At 63.9% G+C, this 18,753-nt stretch carries 17 protein-coding genes; 15 read left to right on the top strand and 2 right to left on the bottom strand.

Features of this window, described 5'->3' with window-relative positions:
* Window positions 1-155 precede the first annotated feature (155 nt).
* From G8E10_RS13360 to G8E10_RS13320, 9 genes are all read left to right on the top strand, one after another.
* Window positions 156-1,034: a carbohydrate ABC transporter permease gene (locus tag G8E10_RS13360; protein WP_110729148.1), complete on the top strand. Its 879-nt coding sequence runs from the start codon at window positions 156-158 to the stop codon at window positions 1,032-1,034.
* Window positions 1,034-1,918, top strand: a complete 885-nt coding sequence (locus G8E10_RS13355) for a carbohydrate ABC transporter permease (RefSeq protein WP_110729149.1) — start codon at window positions 1,034-1,036, stop codon at window positions 1,916-1,918. Before G8E10_RS13360 ends, G8E10_RS13355 begins: the two co-directional genes overlap by 1 nt.
* A gap of 5 nt (window positions 1,919-1,923) precedes the next feature.
* Window positions 1,924-3,039 carry an ABC transporter ATP-binding protein gene (locus G8E10_RS13350; protein ID WP_167129604.1) on the top strand — a complete coding sequence of 372 codons (1,116 nt, stop codon included), beginning with the start codon at window positions 1,924-1,926 and terminating at the stop codon, window positions 3,037-3,039.
* Window positions 3,040-3,053: 14 nt separating this feature from the next.
* On the top strand, window positions 3,054-4,577 hold the full coding sequence (locus tag G8E10_RS13345; RefSeq protein ID WP_110802102.1) for a GMC oxidoreductase: 1,524 nt from the start codon (window positions 3,054-3,056) through the stop codon (window positions 4,575-4,577).
* Window positions 4,577-5,356 carry a 3-ketoacyl-ACP reductase gene (locus G8E10_RS13340; RefSeq protein ID WP_110802251.1) on the top strand — a complete coding sequence of 260 codons (780 nt, stop codon included), beginning with the start codon at window positions 4,577-4,579 and terminating at the stop codon, window positions 5,354-5,356. The genes G8E10_RS13345 and G8E10_RS13340 overlap by 1 nt, the downstream gene beginning before the upstream one ends.
* Window positions 5,357-5,370: 14 nt before the next feature.
* Window positions 5,371-7,026 carry a GMC family oxidoreductase gene (locus tag G8E10_RS13335; protein ID WP_110802252.1) on the top strand — a complete coding sequence of 552 codons (1,656 nt, stop codon included), beginning with the start codon at window positions 5,371-5,373 and terminating at the stop codon, window positions 7,024-7,026.
* Window positions 7,027-7,104: 78 nt separating this feature from the next.
* On the top strand, window positions 7,105-8,370 hold the full coding sequence (locus tag G8E10_RS13330; RefSeq protein WP_110802103.1) for a glycerate kinase type-2 family protein: 1,266 nt from the start codon (window positions 7,105-7,107) through the stop codon (window positions 8,368-8,370).
* 59 nt (window positions 8,371-8,429) lie between these two features.
* Window positions 8,430-8,909 carry a heme-degrading domain-containing protein gene (locus G8E10_RS13325; RefSeq protein ID WP_167129602.1) on the top strand — a complete coding sequence of 160 codons (480 nt, stop codon included), beginning with the start codon at window positions 8,430-8,432 and terminating at the stop codon, window positions 8,907-8,909.
* A 294-nt stretch (window positions 8,910-9,203) separates the two neighbouring features.
* Window positions 9,204-9,614, top strand: coding sequence for a carboxymuconolactone decarboxylase family protein (locus tag G8E10_RS13320; protein WP_110802104.1), 411 nt, complete (start codon window positions 9,204-9,206; stop codon window positions 9,612-9,614).
* Window positions 9,615-9,671: 57 nt separating this feature from the next.
* Here G8E10_RS13320 and G8E10_RS13315 read toward each other — a convergent pair whose 3' ends face one another.
* Entirely contained in the window at window positions 9,672-11,051 is a 1,380-nt protein-coding gene (locus tag G8E10_RS13315) for an amidohydrolase (RefSeq protein ID WP_167129600.1), read from the bottom strand.
* Between the two features lie 350 nt (window positions 11,052-11,401).
* Between G8E10_RS13315 and G8E10_RS13310 the strand changes: the two genes are divergently transcribed.
* The 5 genes from G8E10_RS13310 (at window position 11,402) to G8E10_RS13290 (ending at window position 16,602) form a co-directional block, all read left to right on the top strand.
* Window positions 11,402-12,928, top strand: a complete 1,527-nt coding sequence (locus G8E10_RS13310; protein WP_110802256.1) for an ABC transporter substrate-binding protein — start codon at window positions 11,402-11,404, stop codon at window positions 12,926-12,928.
* A 97-nt stretch (window positions 12,929-13,025) separates the two neighbouring features.
* Window positions 13,026-13,967, top strand: a complete 942-nt coding sequence (locus G8E10_RS13305) for an ABC transporter permease (protein ID WP_165906799.1) — start codon at window positions 13,026-13,028, stop codon at window positions 13,965-13,967.
* Window positions 13,967-14,842, top strand: coding sequence for an ABC transporter permease (locus G8E10_RS13300; RefSeq protein ID WP_110802106.1), 876 nt, complete (start codon window positions 13,967-13,969; stop codon window positions 14,840-14,842). Before G8E10_RS13305 ends, G8E10_RS13300 begins: the two co-directional genes overlap by 1 nt.
* A 1-nt stretch (window position 14,843) precedes the next feature.
* Complete coding sequence (locus G8E10_RS13295; protein WP_110802107.1) at window positions 14,844-16,073, top strand: amidohydrolase/deacetylase family metallohydrolase; 1,230 nt, start codon at window positions 14,844-14,846, stop codon at window positions 16,071-16,073.
* Between the two features lie 31 nt (window positions 16,074-16,104).
* Window positions 16,105-16,602, top strand: coding sequence for a RidA family protein (locus G8E10_RS13290; RefSeq protein WP_110736571.1), 498 nt, complete (start codon window positions 16,105-16,107; stop codon window positions 16,600-16,602).
* On the opposite strand, the gene G8E10_RS13285 is transcribed toward G8E10_RS13290, so the two are convergent.
* On the bottom strand, window positions 16,592-17,446 hold the full coding sequence (locus G8E10_RS13285; protein ID WP_110802108.1) for an IclR family transcriptional regulator: 855 nt from the start codon (window positions 17,444-17,446) through the stop codon (window positions 16,592-16,594). The genes G8E10_RS13290 and G8E10_RS13285 overlap by 11 nt on opposite strands.
* 91 nt (window positions 17,447-17,537) lie before the next feature.
* Here G8E10_RS13285 and G8E10_RS13280 point away from each other — a divergent pair, with 91 nt between their 5' ends.
* Window positions 17,538-18,734, top strand: a complete 1,197-nt coding sequence (locus G8E10_RS13280) for an aminotransferase class V-fold PLP-dependent enzyme (protein WP_110802109.1) — start codon at window positions 17,538-17,540, stop codon at window positions 18,732-18,734.
* Window positions 18,735-18,753 lie beyond the last annotated feature (19 nt).

Raw genomic sequence — 18,753 nt, 5'->3', positions numbered from 1 at the left:
GGGAGCTGCGGGTCTTCGCGCCCGCAGCTCCCGCCATCACACCATCCGATACGTCAAGACTGCCGGGGATACCGGGTGCGCCGAAAGGCCGGCCATGATGGCCGGCGCCTGAGGCCGTGCACCCGCATTCCGGGCGAGGGGAGGGGAACGAAGCCATGCAGAGCCGCAGCTTCCTACAGGACCAGTTGCCGAAAATCGTGCTCGCGCCGAGTTTCCTGGTCATCGTGATTTTCGTCTACGGCTTCATCGCCTATACAGGGTTCCTGTCGATTACCGACAGCAAGATGCTGCCGTCTTACAACATCGTGGGCCTGTCGAACTACAGCAAGCTCTGGGCCCTGCCGCACTGGTGGCGGGCCATCGCCAATCTGGCGATCTTCGCCTCGCTCTACATCCTCATCTGCTCGGTGCTCGGCCTGTTCCTGGCGATCATGCTCGACCAGAAGATCCGCGGCGAAGGTTTTCTGCGCCCGATCTATCTCTATCCGATGGCGCTCTCCTTCATCGTCACGGGCACCGCCTGGAAGTGGATCCTCGATCCCGGCATCGGCATCGAGAACACCATGCATCTCTGGGGCTGGGAGACCTTCGCCTTCACCTGGATCAAGGACAGCAAGATGGCGATCTACTGCGTCGTGCTGGCCGCCGTCTGGCAGTCCTCGGGCTTCATCATGGCGATGTTCCTCGCCGGCCTGCGCGGGGTCGACAACGAGATGATCAAGGCCGCGCAGATCGACGGTGCGGGCACCGTGACGATCTACCGACGGATCATCATTCCCCTGATGCGCCCGGTCTTCCTGTCGGCCTTCGTCGTGCTCGCCCATCTCGCCATCAAGGCCTACGACCTGATCGTCGCCCTGACCGGCGGGGGCCCGGGGCAGGCGACCGAACTGCCGGCCACCTTCATGTATTCCTACACCTTCACCCGCAACCAGATGGGCATCGGCGCGTCCTCCGCCATCATCATGCTGGTCATGATCTTCTCGATCATCGTTCCCTATCTCTATTCCGAAATCCGTGGAGGAAAACGCTGATGAGCGGCGCCGCCAATCCGCAGAACGCGATGTCGCACAGCCTTCTCACCCGGGCCCTGATCTATACCGCGCTCATCGCCTTTGCGATGTTCTACCTCATGCCGCTTTACGTCATGGTGGTGAACTCGCTGAAGCCGCTGGAAGAAATCCGCCAGGGCGGCATGGTCAACCTACCGCAGGTCTGGACCATCGAGCCGTGGCTGTCGGCCTGGTCGACCGCGCAGATCGGCATCCAGCCGACAGGCCTCAAGCCCTTCTTCATCAACTCCATCCTTATGGTCATCCCCGCCGTGGCCATCTCGACCGTGGTCGGTGCGCTCAACGGCTATGTGCTGACGAAATGGCATTTCCGCGGGTCGAACATCGTCTTCGGCATGCTGCTCCTGTCCTGCTTCATCCCGTTCCAGATCGTGCTCATTCCTACGGCGCGCATCCTCGGCATGCTCGGCCTTGCCGGCTCCATTCCCGGGCTCGTGCTGGTGCATGTCGTCTACGGTCTCGGCTTCACCACACTCTACTTCCGCAATTACTACGAGGCCTTTCCGACCGAACTCGTGCGGGCGGCGCAGATCGACGGCGCGACGTTCTTCCAGATCTTCCGCCGCATCCTGCTGCCCTCGTCCGGTCCGATCATCGTCGTCTCGGTCATCTGGCAGTTCACCAATATCTGGAACGACTTTCTGTTCGGCGCCTCATTTGCCGGCGCCAATTCGACGCCGATGACGGTCGCGCTCAACAACCTCGTGCAGTCGTCCACGGGCGTGAAGGAATACAACGTCCACTTTGCCGGCGCGATCCTCGCCGCCCTGCCCACCCTCATCGTCTACATCGTTTCGGGTCGCTACTTCGTGCGCGGCCTGATGTCCGGCGCCGTGAAAGGCTGATCATCATGTCGTTTCTCAAAATCTCGCATCTGCGCAAATCCTATGGCGCGCTGGAAATCCTGAAAGACATCAACATCGAAATCGAGGAAGGCGGCTTTCTCGTGCTGGTCGGCCCGTCCGGCTGCGGCAAGTCCACGCTGCTGAACACGATTGCCGGGCTGGAGCCGATCACGTCCGGCGAGATCGCCATCAAGGGCCGCTCGATTGCGGGTCTGCCGCCGTCGCAGCGCGACATCGCCATGGTGTTCCAGAGCTATGCGCTCTATCCGAACATGACGGTGGCCGGCAACATCGCCTTCGGCATGGAGATCCGTAAGGTCCCGAAGGACGTGCGCGAGAAGGCGATCAAGGAGGTCTCCGATATCCTCCAGATCGGCCATTTGCTCGACCGGAAGCCGAGCCAGCTTTCCGGCGGCCAGCGCCAGCGCGTCGCCATGGGCCGCGCGCTCGTGCGCAATCCGCAGGTCTTCCTGTTCGACGAGCCGCTGTCCAATCTGGACGCAAAGCTACGTGTCGATATGCGCACCGAGATCAAGCGGCTGCACCAGCGTCTGAAGACGACCATCGTCTACGTCACCCACGACCAGATCGAGGCGATGACGCTGGCGACCAAGATCGCGGTGTTGAAGGACGGCGTGCTGCAGCAGTTCGGCTCGCCGGCGGAAATCTACAACAATCCGGCCAATATGTTCGTGGCCGACTTCATGGGCTCGCCCGCCATGAACCTGCTCTCGGCAACCGTGGAAAAGGATGCGGCAGGGCTCTCCGTCTCGCTTGCCCGCCCGAACGGCGCGCTGGTGAAACTGCCGGTAGCAGCAGGGCAGGAGCGACTGGAGAGCCATCTCGGCCGCCAGATCGTCTTCGGCATCCGGCCCGAGGCGCTGACCGACATCGAAGGTGCGGACCGCAATGCGCGCACGATCGCGGAAGGCGATTGCCTGATCGAGGTCGTGGAGCCGGCCGGTGCCGACACCTTCGCCGTCACCCGGCTCGGCGGCAAGGAAGTGGTCGCGCGCCTGCGGGCCGATGCCCGTATCCATGCGGGACAGACGGCAAGGCTCGCCTTCAACCTCGACAAGGCCGTTTATTTCGATCCGCAAAGCCAGCAGCGCATCGCGTGAGCGGGGGGACCGAGATGAGCAGAACCCCCGACATCGTCATCATCGGCTCCGGTATCGGCGGGGCGACGCTGGCCGCCGGCCTTGCCGCGTCCGGCTGCGAGATCCTGATCCTGGAGGCCGGCCAGCACATTGCCGACACGCCTGTGAACCGCGACCAGCGCGCGATCTTCCAGCGGGGGCATTTCCGCCCGCAGGAGACCTGGTACGAATGGCAGGGCCAGAGCCAGAGGGAGCACAGGGGGTTCAACCCGGGCAATTACTACAATGTCGGCGGCAACTCGAAATTCTACGGGGCGGTACTGTCGCGCTACCGGCGCGAGGATTTTGACGAGATGCAGCATCAGGAGGGCGTCTCCCCCGCCTGGCCGTTTCCCTACGCCGAGCTCGAGCCCTGGTACGGGGCGGCCGAGCGGATGTATCAGGTGCGCGGCGCGCTGGGGGACGACCCGACCGAGCCCGAACATTCTACGCCTTACGCCTTTCCCCCGGTGCCGGACGAACCGTCGATTGCCGACGTCCGCGCGCGCCTGAAGCAGAAGGGGCTCCACCCGTTCTCCCTGCCGCTCGGCGTCGATATCGACCGGTGGCTCGCCAAGGGGCGCACGCCGTGGGATGCCCATCCGAATTGCGACGACGGCAAGATGGATGCCGAAAGTGCCGCTCTCGCCGTCGCGCTTGGCTATCCCAATGTCACGCTGCAAACGGGCGCGATCGTCCAGCGGCTCGAAACGGGCGCCTCCGGCGGCCGAATCGAGCGCGTCGTCTATACCGTGGCCGGGGACACAAGCAGCGTCTCGCCGAATCTCGTGGTGCTCGCCGCCGGCGCGGTCCAGTCGGCCGTCCTGCTGCTGCGCTCGGCCAATGCGCGCTTTCCCGATGGCCTTGCCAACAGCTCGGACCAGGTCGGGCGCAACTTCATGAACCACAATTCGTCCGCCGTGCTCGCTCTGTCGCCGCGTTACCGGAACACGTCGGTCTATCAGAAGACCTTCGCCTTCAACGACTTCTACCTGTCGGATGGCGAGGGTGGGCCACCACTCGGCAATGTCCAGCTTCTCGGCCGCGTGTCCGGGGCGATCCTCAAAAGCAGCCTGCCGCGCATCCCGGAGCGGCTGCTCGACCGAATGTCGGCGCATGCGATCGATTTCTACGCCATGAGCGAGGATATTCCGCACCCTGAAAGCCGGGTCATGGTCGATGGCGAGCGGATCGTCCTCAAATGGCATCGCACCAACTGGAACGCGCATCTGTCGCTGGTGGCAAAACTCAAGACCGTTCTCCGCTCGATCGGCTTTCCGCTCGTGCTGTCGAGGCCGTTCGACAAACGCACGCCGTCCCATCAGTGCGGCACGGTGCGCATCGGCAACGATCCCGCAACGGCGCCGCTCGATCCCTTCTGCCGCGCTTATGACCACGACAACCTGTTCGTCGTCGATGCGAGCTGCCTGCCGACCTCGGCCGCTGTCAATCCGGCGCTAACGGTTGCGGCCCAAGCCTTGCGGGTCGCAGATCACATCGTCTCGAAGGACCTGCAATGATGAGCGAACGGCGGCAAAGACCGGTGGCGGTGGTGACGGGCGGACGGCGGGGGATCGGCCTCAGTATCGCCTCGCACCTCGCCGCTGCCGGCTACGACATCGTCGTGACAGGCATCGGCGGTCCGGAAACGGCAAAGGACGCGCTGGCGGAGCTCCGCGCCGATGGGCAGGCGGACGCCATCTACATCAAGGCCGATATCTGCGACGTCGCCGGGCACGCAGCGACGGTCGACGACGTCATGGCCCGTTTCGGCCGCATCGACTGCCTCGTCAACAATGCGGGCATGGCGTCTGTCGTGCGCGGCGATTTCCTCGGCCTTTCGCCCGACCATTACGACCTGATCATGGCCACCAACCTGAAAGGGACGGTGTTCTTCACCCAGGCCGTGGTGAAGGCGATGTTGGCGACTGCGCCCGACCATTCCCGGTCGATCATCAACATCACCTCGGTCTCGGCGCAGGCGAGTTCCCCCGAGCGCCTCGACTATTGCATCAGCAAAGCGGGGCTTGCGGCCTTCTCGCAGGGGCTGGCACTGCGGCTTGCGGCCGATGGCGTCGCGGTCTTCGAGGTACGGCCTGGCATCGTGCGGACCGACATGACCGCCGGCGTCACCCCGAAATACGATGCCCTGATCGCCGGGGGCCTGGTGCCCATGCGGCGCTGGGGGGAAGCCGGCGATATCGGCGCCATCTGCGCAGCGCTCGCCTCGGGCAGCTTCGCCTTTGCAACAGGGACCGTGATCGATGCCGATGGCGGCCTGTCGATCCCGCGTCTGTGACAGGAATGGAAACCATGCGCTTCGACTATATCATCACCGGGGCAGGGCCCGCCGGATGCGTTCTCGCCAACAGGCTGAGCGAGGACCCCGATGTCACCGTGCTGCTTCTGGAAGCCGGTGGCGGGGACTGGAATCCTCTCTTTCACATGCCGGCCGGCTTTGCCAAGATGACGAAAGGCGTGGCCAGCTGGGGCTGGGAGACCGTGCCGCAGAAGCACATGAACGGTCGTGTCCTGCGCTACACACAGGCCAAGGTCATCGGCGGCGGCTCGTCCATCAACGCGCAGCTCTACACCCGGGGCAATGCCGCCGATTACGATCTCTGGGCAAGCGAAGACGGCTGCGAGGGCTGGGACTACCGTTCCGTGCTGCCCTATTTCAAGCGGGCCGAGGACAACCAGCGCTTTGCCGACGACTATCATGCCTATGGCGGGCCACTCGGCGTTTCCATGCCGGTGTCCGCGCTGCCGATCTGCGACGCCTATATCCGGGCGGGGCAGGAGCTCGGCATTCCCTACAATCACGACTTTAACGGGCGCCAGCAGGCGGGCGTCGGCTTCTACCAGCTGACGCAGCGCAACCGCCGCCGCTCTTCCGCCTCGCTCGCTTACCTCTCGCCGATCAAGGACCGGAAGAACCTGACGATCCGCATGGGCGCCCGCGTGTCGCGCATCGTGCTGGAGGGCACGACGGCTGTCGGCGTCGAGATCGCCACCAGCCGGGGCAGCGAGATCGTGCGCTGCGGGCGCGAGGTGCTCGTAACGTCGGGCGCCATCGGTTCGCCGAAGCTGCTCCTGCAATCGGGCATCGGCCCGGCCGATCATCTGACGTCCGTCGGCGTTCCCGTGGCGCATGACCTGCCCGGCGTCGGCGGCAATCTGCAGGACCATCTGGACCTCTTCGTCATCGCCGAATGCACCGGCGACCACACCTATGACGGCGTTGCGAAGCTGCACCGCACGCTCTGGGCGGGCCTCGAATATGTGCTGTTCCGCACGGGCCCCGTCGCCTCGTCGCTGTTTGAAACCGGCGGCTTCTGGTATGCGGATCCGGACGCGCGATCCCCGGATATACAGTTCCATCTCGGTCTTGGCTCGGGCATCGAGGCGGGCGTGGAAAAGCTGAAAAATGCCGGGGTGACGCTGAATTCGGCTTATCTGCATCCGCGATCGCGCGGCACGGTGCGGCTCTCCGCGTCCGATCCGGCCGCAGCCCCGCTGATCGACCCGAACTACTGGTCGGACCCGCATGACCGGAAGATGTCGCTGGAAGGCTTGCGGATCGCCCGCGAGATCTTCGAGCAGGCGGCATTGAAGCCCTATATTCTGGCCGAGCGTTTGCCCGGTCCGAAGGTACGCACGGAGGCCGAGCTTTTCGATTATGGCTGCGCGAACGCGAAGACCGATCACCATCCCGTCGGCACCTGCCGAATGGGCACCGGGGCGGATGCGGTCGTGGGGCTCGACCTGCGCGTGCGAGGGTTGCAGGGCTTACGCGTCTGCGATAGCTCCGTCATGCCGCGCGTGCCCTCCTGCAACACCAATGCCCCGACCATCATGGTCGGAGAGAAGGGCGCCGACATCATTCGCGGGCTCGATCCGTTGCCGGCGACGATCTTTGCCGACGAGCGCAACGACCAGCGCCCCCGTGCGCGCACGCATGTTCGCTGAGCCAATGATGCGGCTTTGCATTCTGCCGTCGGCTTTGCCACAAAAAGGTGTCGTCACGCCCAGGAAGGTGCCACGCTAATGCCCATCGAGAACCCGCGCGCATTCCTCGCGTCGCTCTTCCACGCCGCCGTTCGCGCGGCCGATCCGCTGGAGGCGATCCGCGCCCATCTGCCGGCGCGACCGATAGGCCGCACGGTCGTCATCGGCGCCGGCAAGGCGGCAAGCCAGATGGCACAGGCGCTTGAAAGCCTGTGGGATGGTCCGCTGGAGGGCGTGGTCGTCGCGCGTTACGGACCGGTTGCCGCCTGCGCCCGCATAAGGGTGCTGCAAGCCGCCCATCCGGTTCCCGACCAGGCGGGGATCGTCGGCGGAAACGCGCTGATGGAGGCGGTACGCGGGCTGACGACCGACGATCTCGTGATTGCGCTGATCTCGGGCGGCGGGTCTGCCCTCCTGCCATCGCCGCCGCCGGGCTTTGCGCTTGCCGACGAGATGGCCCTGAACGAGGCGCTGCTCGCATCCGGCGCGCCGATTTCCGCGATGAACGTGGTGCGCAAGCACGTCTCGATGATCAAAGGCGGGCGGTTGGCCGCGCTTGCTTCTCCGGCCCGTGTCGTCAGCCTCGTCGTCTCCGACGTTCCCGGCGACAACCCGGCCTTCGTCGCCTCCGGCCCGACCATTCCCGATGCCGCCGGCCGCGAGGATGCACTGCGGGCGATCCGGGACTACCGGATGAACATTCCCTCAAACATTCTTGATCATATCGCGACAGTGGAGACCCCGCGCCCCGACGATCCGGCCTTTGCCGGCCACGCGGCGCATGTCATCGCCTCCGCCCGTGTCTCGCTGCAGGCGGCCGCGCGTCTGAGCGGTGAGACCGGCGTAACGCCGTTGATCCTCTCCGACAGGATCGAGGGAGAAGCACGCGATATCGGGCGCATGCATGCGGCGCTGGCGATGGAATTTCAGGGATGCCATCGAGAGAGGCAAGGCCCGATGGTTCTCCTCTCGGCCGGGGAAACCACCGTCACAATCGGTCCCGAGGGTGCAAAGAAAGGCGGGCGAAACACGGAACTGCTGCTGGCCGTCGCCATCGATCTCGACGGGGCCACCGGCATCACCGCCCTTGCGGCCGATACCGACGGAATCGATGGTTCCGAAGACAATGCCGGCGCCTTCTGCGACGGCAAAACCGCGTCCAGCATCCGGGCAGCGGGCGGGGAGCCGCGCGCCCACCTCGCGCGACACGACGCATGGTCCGCCTTCGCGCTTGCGGGGGACCTGTTCGAGACCGGCCCGACCGGCACGAATGTCAACGACTTCAGGGCGTTTCTGCTGATGTAGGCTCGCAACGCCCGTTTCTCGGGACACCGCGCAATCTCAACCCTTCAAGGATGCCCTTCATGTCTCAGCCGGATAACAGGACATGCGCAGACCTCCTTTTAGCCGAGCGCGAGGGGGTCGTCACCCGGTTCACAACCGACGATGCCTGGACGCTTGGCAGCCTGATGCGGCAATCGGCCATGGCCGGCCGCCTGGCCGTGGCGATCGAGATCACGATCGCGCGCGAACCGGTGTTCTTCACGCGCCTTGCGAACGCTACCGAGGACAACCGGCACTGGGCGGAGCGCAAGCGGCGCGTGGTCGAGCGGTTCCACCACAGTTCTCTCTACATGCGGCTTCTCGCGCAGGAGGAGGGCTACGACTTCCACCACCGCTACGGCCTGTCGCCCGATCTCTTTGCGGCCTTCGGCGGTGCCGTCCCGATCTTTCAGACGGACGGCAATCTCATCGGAACGGCGACGATCAGCGGCCTTCCCGATGTCGAAGACCACGATTTCGTGGTCGAGCATCTCCAGCGCTTTCGGGCGCAAGGGAGCTGAGCATCCCGGCTGGAACGAAATAGCGCCGAAGGGGCGCGGGTTAGATGGAAATATCACATCCACCCGTTCCGACAGCGTCTCCCGTCTTTGAATCCGCTGGTATTACAGGTCATTCTGACCTTGGTTGGTTGCCCTCTCATTCCCCTCCCGGATCGATCGCAGCCAGCCGTTCCCCTCTGGAGGTTTAACCTTCATGACTTGAGGCCGTGGGTCACCCTGCGGCCCTTTTTTTATGCAATTTCACTCGAGGCGGGCGGCGACTTCGTTTCCCGACGGTTACATCAGGAGGTTGGCATGGCGACGGTACGACTTTTGACGGATGCCGAGGCCGAAGCAGCGCCGCGGGTGCAGGCGGTGTTTGCGGATATCCGCGCCGTGCGCGGCTCGGATTTCATCAACAATTTCTGGCGCGGCCTGGCCAACGAGCCGGCAACGCTGGAGCGGACATGGAGCAGCCTGAAGGAGGTGATGGTCGCACCGTCGGCGCTCGATCCGCTGACGAAGGAGCTCATCTATATCGCCGTCTCGGTCGCCAGCGGTTGCAGCTATTGCATCCATTCCCATACGGCAGCGGCGCGCGCCAAGGGCCTGACGGACGCGCAATATGGCGATCTCCTTGCCGTGATCGGCATGGCGTCGGAAACCAACCGCCTCGTCACGGCGCTCGGCATTCCCGTCGATCCCGAATTCGACGTGACCGGCTGATCTTCTCGCGCCCCTACCACTCGAACGGTTCGCCGAGCGAAGCGACGCCGTCGAGCTTCAGACATTGATGGTTGCAAGGGCCGCCTCGGCGTCCGCGGCAAGCTTTGCCTCGTCGAGGCCGGGAAATGCGCCGTTCGCCCACACGACCCGGCCGTTGATCATAGTCATATCCGTCGCCATGCCGATGCCGACGCGGGGAATGAGGCTCAGCGGATCGTGCCGCGTGCCGACATAATCCATGCGGCGGGTGTCGATGGCGAAGAGGTCTGCGGCCATTCCGGGCGCAAGGCGGCCGATATCGCTGCGCCCGAGCAGGCTCGCGCCGCCGCTCGTGCCGTAGCGCAGGAAATCCACCGGCGGCGGCACGGGGTGCGCGCGGGTGGAGGATGCGAGGCACTGCAGCATGTAGGCCGAGTGCAGGCAATGCATCAGGTTGGAATTGTCGTTGGAGGCCGCACCATCGCAGCCGAGCCCGATGCGCAGGCCGAAGGCCGCCATGGCGGGGATGTCGGTGACCTCGGCGCCGACGAGATAGACGGGTTCCGGGCAGTGGGAGACGCCGGTGCCGCTTGCGGCCATCGTCCGCAGTTCGTCATGGGTCAGCTCCCAGCAATGGGCGTAGAACGTATCCGGCCCGGAAAAGCCGATGGATTCCAGATAATCGACGGTGCGCAGGCCATGGCGCGCCTGCATCACGGGGCTTTCGCCCTCGCCCACATGCGTGTGCAGCATGACGCCACGGTCGCGTGCCAGCGCCACCGATTCCACGAAGGTTTCGCGGTAGGCGTTGACGGGCTGGCAGGGCGCGACGACGACCTGGCGCATGCTGAACGGCCCTGCATCGTGATAGGTGTCGATCAGGCGGGCGCAATCGGAAATGAATTCGTCCGTCGTTTCCAGCATTTCGTCGGGGATCGTCGACCCCTCCGATTTCGGCAGGGTGTTGCCGCCGCGACCGGCGTGAAACCGCATGCCCAACAGATCCGCGGCCTCGAACTGGCGGTCGATCAGCCGCTTTCCGGCGTGGCGGGGAAAATTATACTGGTGGTCGAAGGCCGTGGTGCAGCCATGCTTGATCAGCTCCGCCATGGCGGTAACAGAGGAATGGTAGAAGCAGGCTTCGTTTAGCTGCGAGAAGACAGGGTAGATGCGGTCGAGCCATTCGATCACCGAGAGCTTCGTCCAGTCGAGATCGGCGCGGTTGCGCACGAAGCACTGGAAGAAATGGTGATGCGTGTTGACGAGGCCGGGATAGACGAACCAGCCGGCGGCATCCATCACGCTCGTGCCCTCAGGCAAAGCCTCCCCCTCGAGATGTTCGCCGATGGCACGGATCGTCGGCCCCTCGGTCAAGAGATCGACATTGCGGCGCACGATCGGGCCCTTGCCCTCGTCGGTGATGACGGCCGCGCAGTTTTTGAGGAGAGTGCCACCCATGTCAGACCTCGTCCTGTTGAAACCGCCTGGGATAGCCCGAACCGTCGGCACGACGACGGATCCAGGAAAGGAGCGACACGGCGCCCGGCGCCCCGAGGATCGTCATCCGCTGTCGCCTGTCGTTTCGATGTCCCTGCGTCATAACGATCTCGTACAGTTTGGGCTGCAGATCCCGTCGCTATGTGACCCATGGAAACGCCGGGCGTCAAGCATGCGGCGGGCAGGGATGTGAGCCGGTTCGGTCGCGACGGCACCGCAAGCTCTAGCCCATTGACAGCACCTCCTTCTCCGCTATTCTGTTATAAAAGTCGTAATAACATAATAATGGAACAAAACTGGAGGACTTCATGATGCGCCTGAAAACTGCGTTCTTCCTTGCAAGCGCGCTCGTCGCTATTCCATCCTTTGTTGCGGCCCAGGAAAAGGGCGGCGTCATCAATGTCGCGACGATCGGCGAGCCGCCGACACTCGACCCCATGGCCTCCACGGCCGATCTCGTGGGTATCGTTTCCCAGCATATGTTCGAGACCCTCTACACGTTCGACAAGGCTTGGAAGCCGACGCCGCTTCTGGCCGAGAGCCTGCCCGAGATCAGCGCGGATGGCAAAACCTATACGATCAGGTTGCGCAGCGGCATCACGTTCCACGATGGCTCGGACATGGCATCGGACGACGTCGTCGCTTCGCTCGAGCGCTGGGTCAAGGTTGCCTCGCGCGGCAAGCAGGCAGCCGCATTCCTGGACAAGATCACGGCCACCGATCCGCTGACGGTAACGATCACGTTGAAGCAACCCTACGCGCCGCTCGTCTCGCTGCTCGCTTTCAACAATTCCGCCGCGATCGTCCTGCCGAGCGAGAAACAGGCTGAGCCCATGAAGGACTTCGTCGGAACGGGCCCCTATATGCTGAAGGAGCGCAAGGCCGACCAGTACATCCAGCTCACCCGCTTCGACGGCTATACGCCGCGGTCCGGCGAGGCCGATGGCTACGGCGGCGCGCGTCACCAGTATCTGGATGAAATCCGCTTCGTGCCGGTTCCCGATGCAAACACGCGCGTCGAGGCGGCGATCTCCGGCCAGTACGACTATATCGACAGCCTTCCCGTCGAATCCTTCGACAGGCTGAAGGGCTCGACGGCATCGGAACCGCTTGTCTTGAAGCCGTTCGGCTATCCGGTCTTCGTTTTCAACACGGCAGAGGGTGTTGCCAAGGACGTCGCCATCCGCAAGGCCATCCGCCAGGCTTTGAGCATGGAAGACATGCTGGCCGCCGCCTTCGGCAGCACCGATTTCTACGCGCTCGACGGCGATATCTATCCCAAGAGCTTCGTCTGGAACACGGATGCCGGGGTCGAGGGCCATTACAATCTTGCCGATCCCGAAGGATCGGCAGAAGCCGCCAAGGCCGCCGGCTATGACGGCAAGCCGATCCGCATCCTGACGAGCCGCCAGTACGAGTTCCACTACAAGATGGCGCAGGTTGCCGCCGAGTATCTGAAGCTCGCGGGGTTCACCGTCGATCTGCAAGTCGTGGACTGGGCGACGCTCACCCAGCGGCGGGCCGACAAGGGCCTCTGGGACATCTACATCACGCACAGCCCTTTTCTTCCCGAGCCTGCGCTGATTGGATCCCTGTCGCCGAGCTCGCCCGGCTGGTGGGACACGCCGCTGCGCAAGCAGACGGTCGAGGCGTTTTCCGCAGAGGCCGACGAGACGAAGAGGCTCGCTTTGTGGGCCGATGTGCAAAAGGCCATGTACGCGGAGATTCCCTACATGAAGATCGGTGACTTCAACGCTCTCGCCGCCAAGAGCACGAAGGTCGAAGGCGTCGTGCCGGCTCCGTGGCCGTATTTCTGGAACGCATCGATCAAGAAGTAATCCGGAACCGGCATCCCGGACGCCGCCGCGGGGCGGGCGTTCTCTCAGCAAGCGTTCGTCACCCCTGTGTCCCTCGTGGGACCGGAGAGCCAAAGACATGATCCGTTACATCCTCCAGCGACTGGCCGGCATGATCGTCGTCATGTTCCTGGTCGTGACCATCGTGTTCGTCATCGTCCGCGTCACGCCGGGAGACCCGGCTGCGGTGATGCTCGGGCCCGATGCCTCGGCACAGGATATCGCCGATCTGCGCACGCGGCTCGGCCTCGACCAGTCACTTCTCGTGCAATATGTTTTCTATCTCGGGCAGATGATCAAAGGGGACCTCGGCCAGTCGATCTTCCTCAACATGCCCGTGACGTCGGCCCTCCTCGACCGCGCCGAGCCCACATTCTTCCTGACGCTGTTTTCGCTGGCGATCGCCTGCGTCATCGCGCTGCCGATCGGCATCTATGCCGCCTATCGGCGAGGGTCCCTCGTCGATCAGGCGGCAACGACCATCGCGATGCTGGCGGCGAGTATTCCGAGCTTCTGGCTTGGCCTCATCCTGATGCAGGTCTTCGCTGTCAATCTGAACATGTTTCCCGTTTCCGGCTATGGCGGGCCTGGCTCGACCTTTCTCGACCGCATGTATCACCTGACTCTGCCGGCCTTTGCGCTTGGGCTCGTTTCCTCGGCGCTGATCCTGCGCTTCACGCGCGCCTCGATGCTCGACGTGCTTGGCGACGACTATATCCGCACGGCGCGCGCAAAGGGCCTGATCGAGCGGAAGGTCGTGCTGAAGCATGCGTTGAAGAACGCGCTGATCCCGATCCTCACCGTGATCGGCCTGACCGCCGCGGTTCTCATCTCCGGCGCGGTCGTCACCGAAACCGTGTTCGGCCTGCCCGGCGTCGGAAGCCTCGTCGTCTCCGCCGTGCTGCGGCGGGACTACCCGGTTATCCAAGGTGCGCTGCTGGTGATCGCCGGACTCTACGTCCTCATCAACTTTGCCATCGACATGCTTTACCTGCTGATCGATCCGAGGGTACGCTACTGATGACAGATGTATCTCTCACGACAAAGCCACCTGCCAGCGACGCTGCGAGGTTCATCCGCCGCTTTCTGCGGCGCAAGACGGTCGTCGTCGGGCTTGGCATCCTCGTTCTCTTCGTCCTTCTGGCGGCGCTCGCACCATGGATCGCGCCGTATTCGCCCTCGAAGCTGTCGATCGTCAACCGGCTGAAGCCGCCGAGCGAGATGTTCTGGTTCGGCACGGACGAGTTCGGCCGCGACGTCTTCTCCCGCACGATCTATGCGGCACGGCTTTCGCTTCTCGTCGGCGCGGCCGTCGTGGTTCTGTCGGCGGTCATCGGCGTCACGCTCGGGCTGCTCGCCGGGTTCTTTCAGCGCCTGGACACGCCGATCGCTCGCCTGATCGATGCGATGATGGCCTTTCCGGACATCCTGCTGGCGATCGCATTGGTCGCGGCGCTCGGACCCTCGTTGACGACGGTGATCGTGGCGCTGTCGATTGTGTATGCGCCACGGCTCGCCCGCATCGTCCGTGCCTCGACGCTCGTCATCCGCGAACTGCCGTATGTCGAGGCGGCGCAAGCGCTCGGCATCTCCACCTTCCACATCATGACGCGGCACGTGCTGCGCAATCTCCTGTCGCCCATCCTGGTACAGGGAACGTTCCTCTTCGCCAGCGCCATGCTCGCCGAAGCCGGCCTGTCGTTCCTCGGGCTCGGCGTCAGCCCCGATGTCGCGACCTGGGGCACGATGATTGCCGCCGGGCGCCAGTATATCGGGCAGGCCGGCTGGATGACCTACTTCCCCGGCTTTGCCATCATTCTTTCCGTCCTGTCGCTGCAGATGGTGGGCGACGGATTGCGGGACATGCTCGACCCCAGACTTCAGAAGGACTTGTGACATGACCGGCGAAACCCAAAAGCCGCTCCTCCTTTCCAATGTCAGGCCGATGGCCTTCGGCCAGCCCAAATCCGGCCCTGCCGGCAACCTTGGAGCCGATGAAACGACCGACATTCTCATCGGTGAAGACGGACGCATCGCGGCCATCGGCCAGGGGCTCGCGGTGCCGGGCGGCACTGAGCGCGTCGATGGAAAAGGCGCGTGGATGTCCCCCGGCTGGATCGATCTTCACGTTCATATCTGGCACGGGGGCACCGACATCTCGCTCCGTCCGTCCGAGTGCGGCGCCGAGCGCGGCGTGACCACGCTGGTGGATGCAGGATCTGCCGGTGAAGCGAACTTCCATGGCTTCCGGGAATATATCATCGAGCCCTCGAAAGAACGCATCAAGGCGTTTCTCAATCTGGGTTCGATCGGGCTCGTTGCCTGCAACCGCGTCGCCGAACTCCGCGATATCAGGGATATCGACCTCGACCGGATCATCGAGTGCTACGCCGAAAACAGCGAGCACATCGTCGGCATCAAGGTGCGCGCAAGCCACGTCATCACCGGGTCGTGGGGCGTAACTCCGGTCAAGCTCGGTAAGAAGATCGCCAAGATCCTGAAGATCCCGATGATGGTGCATGTCGGCGAACCGCCGGCTCTCTACGACGAGGTGCTCGAAATCCTCGGCCCGGGCGACGTGGTCACGCACTGCTTCAACGGCAAGGCCGGCTCGAGCATCATGGAGGACGAAGACCTGTTCGATCTCGCCGAGCGCTGCGCTTCCGAAGGCGTGCGGCTCGACATCGGCCACGGTGGGGCGTCCTTCTCCTTCAAGGTGGCGGAAGCGGCGATCGCGCGCGGGTTGCTGCCGCATTCGATCTCGACCGACCTTCACGGCCATTCGCTCAACTTCCCCGTCTGGGATCTCGCAACCACCATGTCGAAGCTGCTCTCCGTCGGCATGCCGTTCGACAAGGTGGTGAATGCCGTTACGCATGCGCCGGCCGACGTCATCAAGCTTTCTATGGACGACAGGCTTGCCGTCGGCGCGCGGGCGGATTTCACGATCTTCGACCTCGTCGATGCCGACCTCGAGGCAACCGACAGCAATGGCGACGTCTCGCGCCTCACCCGCCTGTTCGAGCCGCGTTTCGCCGTCATCGGTGCCGAGGCAATCACTGCCAGCCGATACATTCCGAGAGCCCGCAGGCTCGTGCGCCACAGCCACGGTTACGCGTATCGCTGAGGCCGACAAACTGCATGACACAGGAGTTCTCGTGACACATCTTTCCACCTTCGCCGATCCGAAGACGACCACGCCCTATCAGCGGCTGGCCGACCTCGGCATCGAGCTTCCGCCCGCACCGCCGCCCATCGCCAATTTTCTGACCCATGTGATCGAGGGAAACATGCTCTATCTCTCGGGGCAGGGGACCCGCGAGGCGGACGGGCGCATGCGCACCGGCAAGGTCGGCGCCGAGATCAGCACCGAGGCTGCCTATGACGATGCGCGTCTGGTCGGCATCAACCTCATTGCCGTGATGCACGAGGCGCTTGGCGACCTGTCTCGCGTAAAGCAGGTGGTGAAGCTGCTCGGAATGGTCAACGCCGCACCGGAGTTCCGGGATCACCCGAAGGTTATCAACGGCTGCTCGGACCTCATCAACGCTGTCTTCGGGGAGGCCGGTCGGCATGCCCGGTCGGCCGTCGGCTTCGGCTCGCTTCCCGGCAACATCACGGTGGAAATCGAAGCCATCGTGGCGCTTAAGGATTGATGCCGTGGGGAGACGTTCCGTGCTGCCGCCAGCCCATCAGTGCCTCGATCCGCGCCGCCGAAGCCTTCACACGGTCGGCATAGCCGGCCTTGTCGGCAAAGGCCTTCTGTTCGGGAAGGACGATGGAGATGGTCGCAACGCAATTGCCGTTGCGATCGACGATGGGCGACGCAATGCACGCGACTGCATAGTCGGATTCGCCGGCCTGGATGGAGAGCCTCTCTTCGAACGCCGTTCGCGCAGCGTCCGACAGGGTCTCGGCATCGACCGCGGCCCGGCCGGTCGGCGACATGCGGGCGCCACGACGGAAGAGTTCGACGCGCTCGGCTTCCGGCATATGCCCGACGAGCAGCCGGCCGGAGGCCGTCCAGTTGAGCGGCACACGGGTGCCGACCCGCGACGCGACCTGGAAATGGCTCGGCCCGTCAGCCATGGCGAGCACCAGCATGTGCTCTGCATCGCGACCGCAGACCTGCACCGTCTCGCCGGCGTCCCGGCAGAGGTCGTGCATTTCCTGCGTGGCGACGCTCATGAAATCCAGCGAACGGGCATAGGCAAGGCCGTAGTGGTAGAGCCTGGACCCCAGCCACAACGTGCCGTCGCCATTCCGAGCAAGCATGTTCTTTTCCACAAGGTCGTCGATGATGACATAGACCGTGGAGAGCGGCGCGCCGACAGCCTTGGCAATGGCATAGGCGCCGGCCGGGGCACCCGTCTCGTAGAGATGATCGATGACCTGAAGAGCCCGGTCGATCCCGCTGACGCGCGAGCGGCGCACGCTTTTTTCCGTAGTTTCGGAAACCGGTTCCGAGGCTTGCCTGTTCACAACAATCGTCCCGCACATCCGTCCTGTCTATTGCAGTATTATGGCATAGGCTCTGAGAGAGCAAGAGATGCCCGCGCCGTCACGACGTCGCGCAGCCTGGAGAACGACCATGTCCGCTGATATCCGAACGACCCTCGGCCTTCGCCCCGTGATCAACGTGTCGGGAACGATGACGAGCCTTGGCGCGTCGATCGTCGTGCCGGAAGCCATCGCCGCCATGGCGGCGATCCTGCCGCATTTCGTGGAGATCAACGCGCTGCAACGTCAGGCAAGCGCCGTGATCGCTCGCATGACCGGCGGGGAGGCGGGCTTCATTACGGCGTCGTGCTCCGCAGGCGTAAGCCTTGCCGTCGCCGGAACCATTACGGGGCCTGATCTCCTTGCGATCGAGCGGCTGCCGGAAACAAACACCGAGAAAAACGAGGTGCTCCTGCAGATGGGGCATGTCGTCAGCTACGGCGCTCCGGTCGATCAGGCCATCCGCATCGCGGGTGGCAAGGTCGTCATGATCGGCCAGGCGACATCGACGCATCGCTATCACATGGAAAATGCCATCACCGAGAGGACCGCAGCGGCCGTCTACGTCGTGTCGCATCATGTCGTCGATTATGGTCTGCTGAACCTGAAGGAATTCGTCGAGATCGCCCATGCGAGAGGCGTGCCGGTGATCGTGGATGCGGCATCCGAATACGATCTGAAAATCTTCCTCGCGCAAGGAGCCGATATCGCGCTCTACTCGGGTCACAAATTCCTCGGGGGCCCCACCTCCGGCATCGTTGCCGGTCGAAAAGACCTGGTCCGCAACGCCTTTCTGCAGAACATGGGCATCGGGCGCGGCATGAAGGTCGGTAAGGAGAGCATCTACGGCGCAATGGCGGCGCTGGAGGCATGGGAGACGCGCGATCACGCGGGTATCCGGGCTCGGGAAACAGGCGCTCTCGTGCTCTGGAAGGAAACGCTCGACGGTCGCCCCGGCGTCACCGCGCTGATCGAACCCGATCCGACGGACAACCCGCTCGACCGCATGCGTGTGATCATCGATCCACAGGAGGCGCATATTACGGCCTGGGATCTTGCGGCAGCGCTCCGATCGGGCGACCAGCCGATCATCGTCCGGGATCACGAGGTCGAGCACCGCTATTTCTACCTCGATCCATGCAATCTGCATCCGGGTCAGGAGCATATCGTCGCCACCCGTCTCGCCGAGGAACTCGACAAGGCGCGTGCCTCCAACGCGATGATCGCAACCCCGATCGAAGACCTTAGCCGTCACCGCTTCGACGGTATGCTGCGTTGGCCGGACTAGAGCATCAGCGCGACACGTG

This window comes from Ferranicluibacter rubi, from assembly GCF_011603255.1.
In the GTDB taxonomy this organism is placed as follows: Bacteria; Pseudomonadota; Alphaproteobacteria; order Rhizobiales; family Rhizobiaceae; genus Ferranicluibacter; species Ferranicluibacter rubi.
Note: the sequence above shows the minus strand (reverse complement) of the source record. Positions and strands in the feature narration are given on the sequence as shown.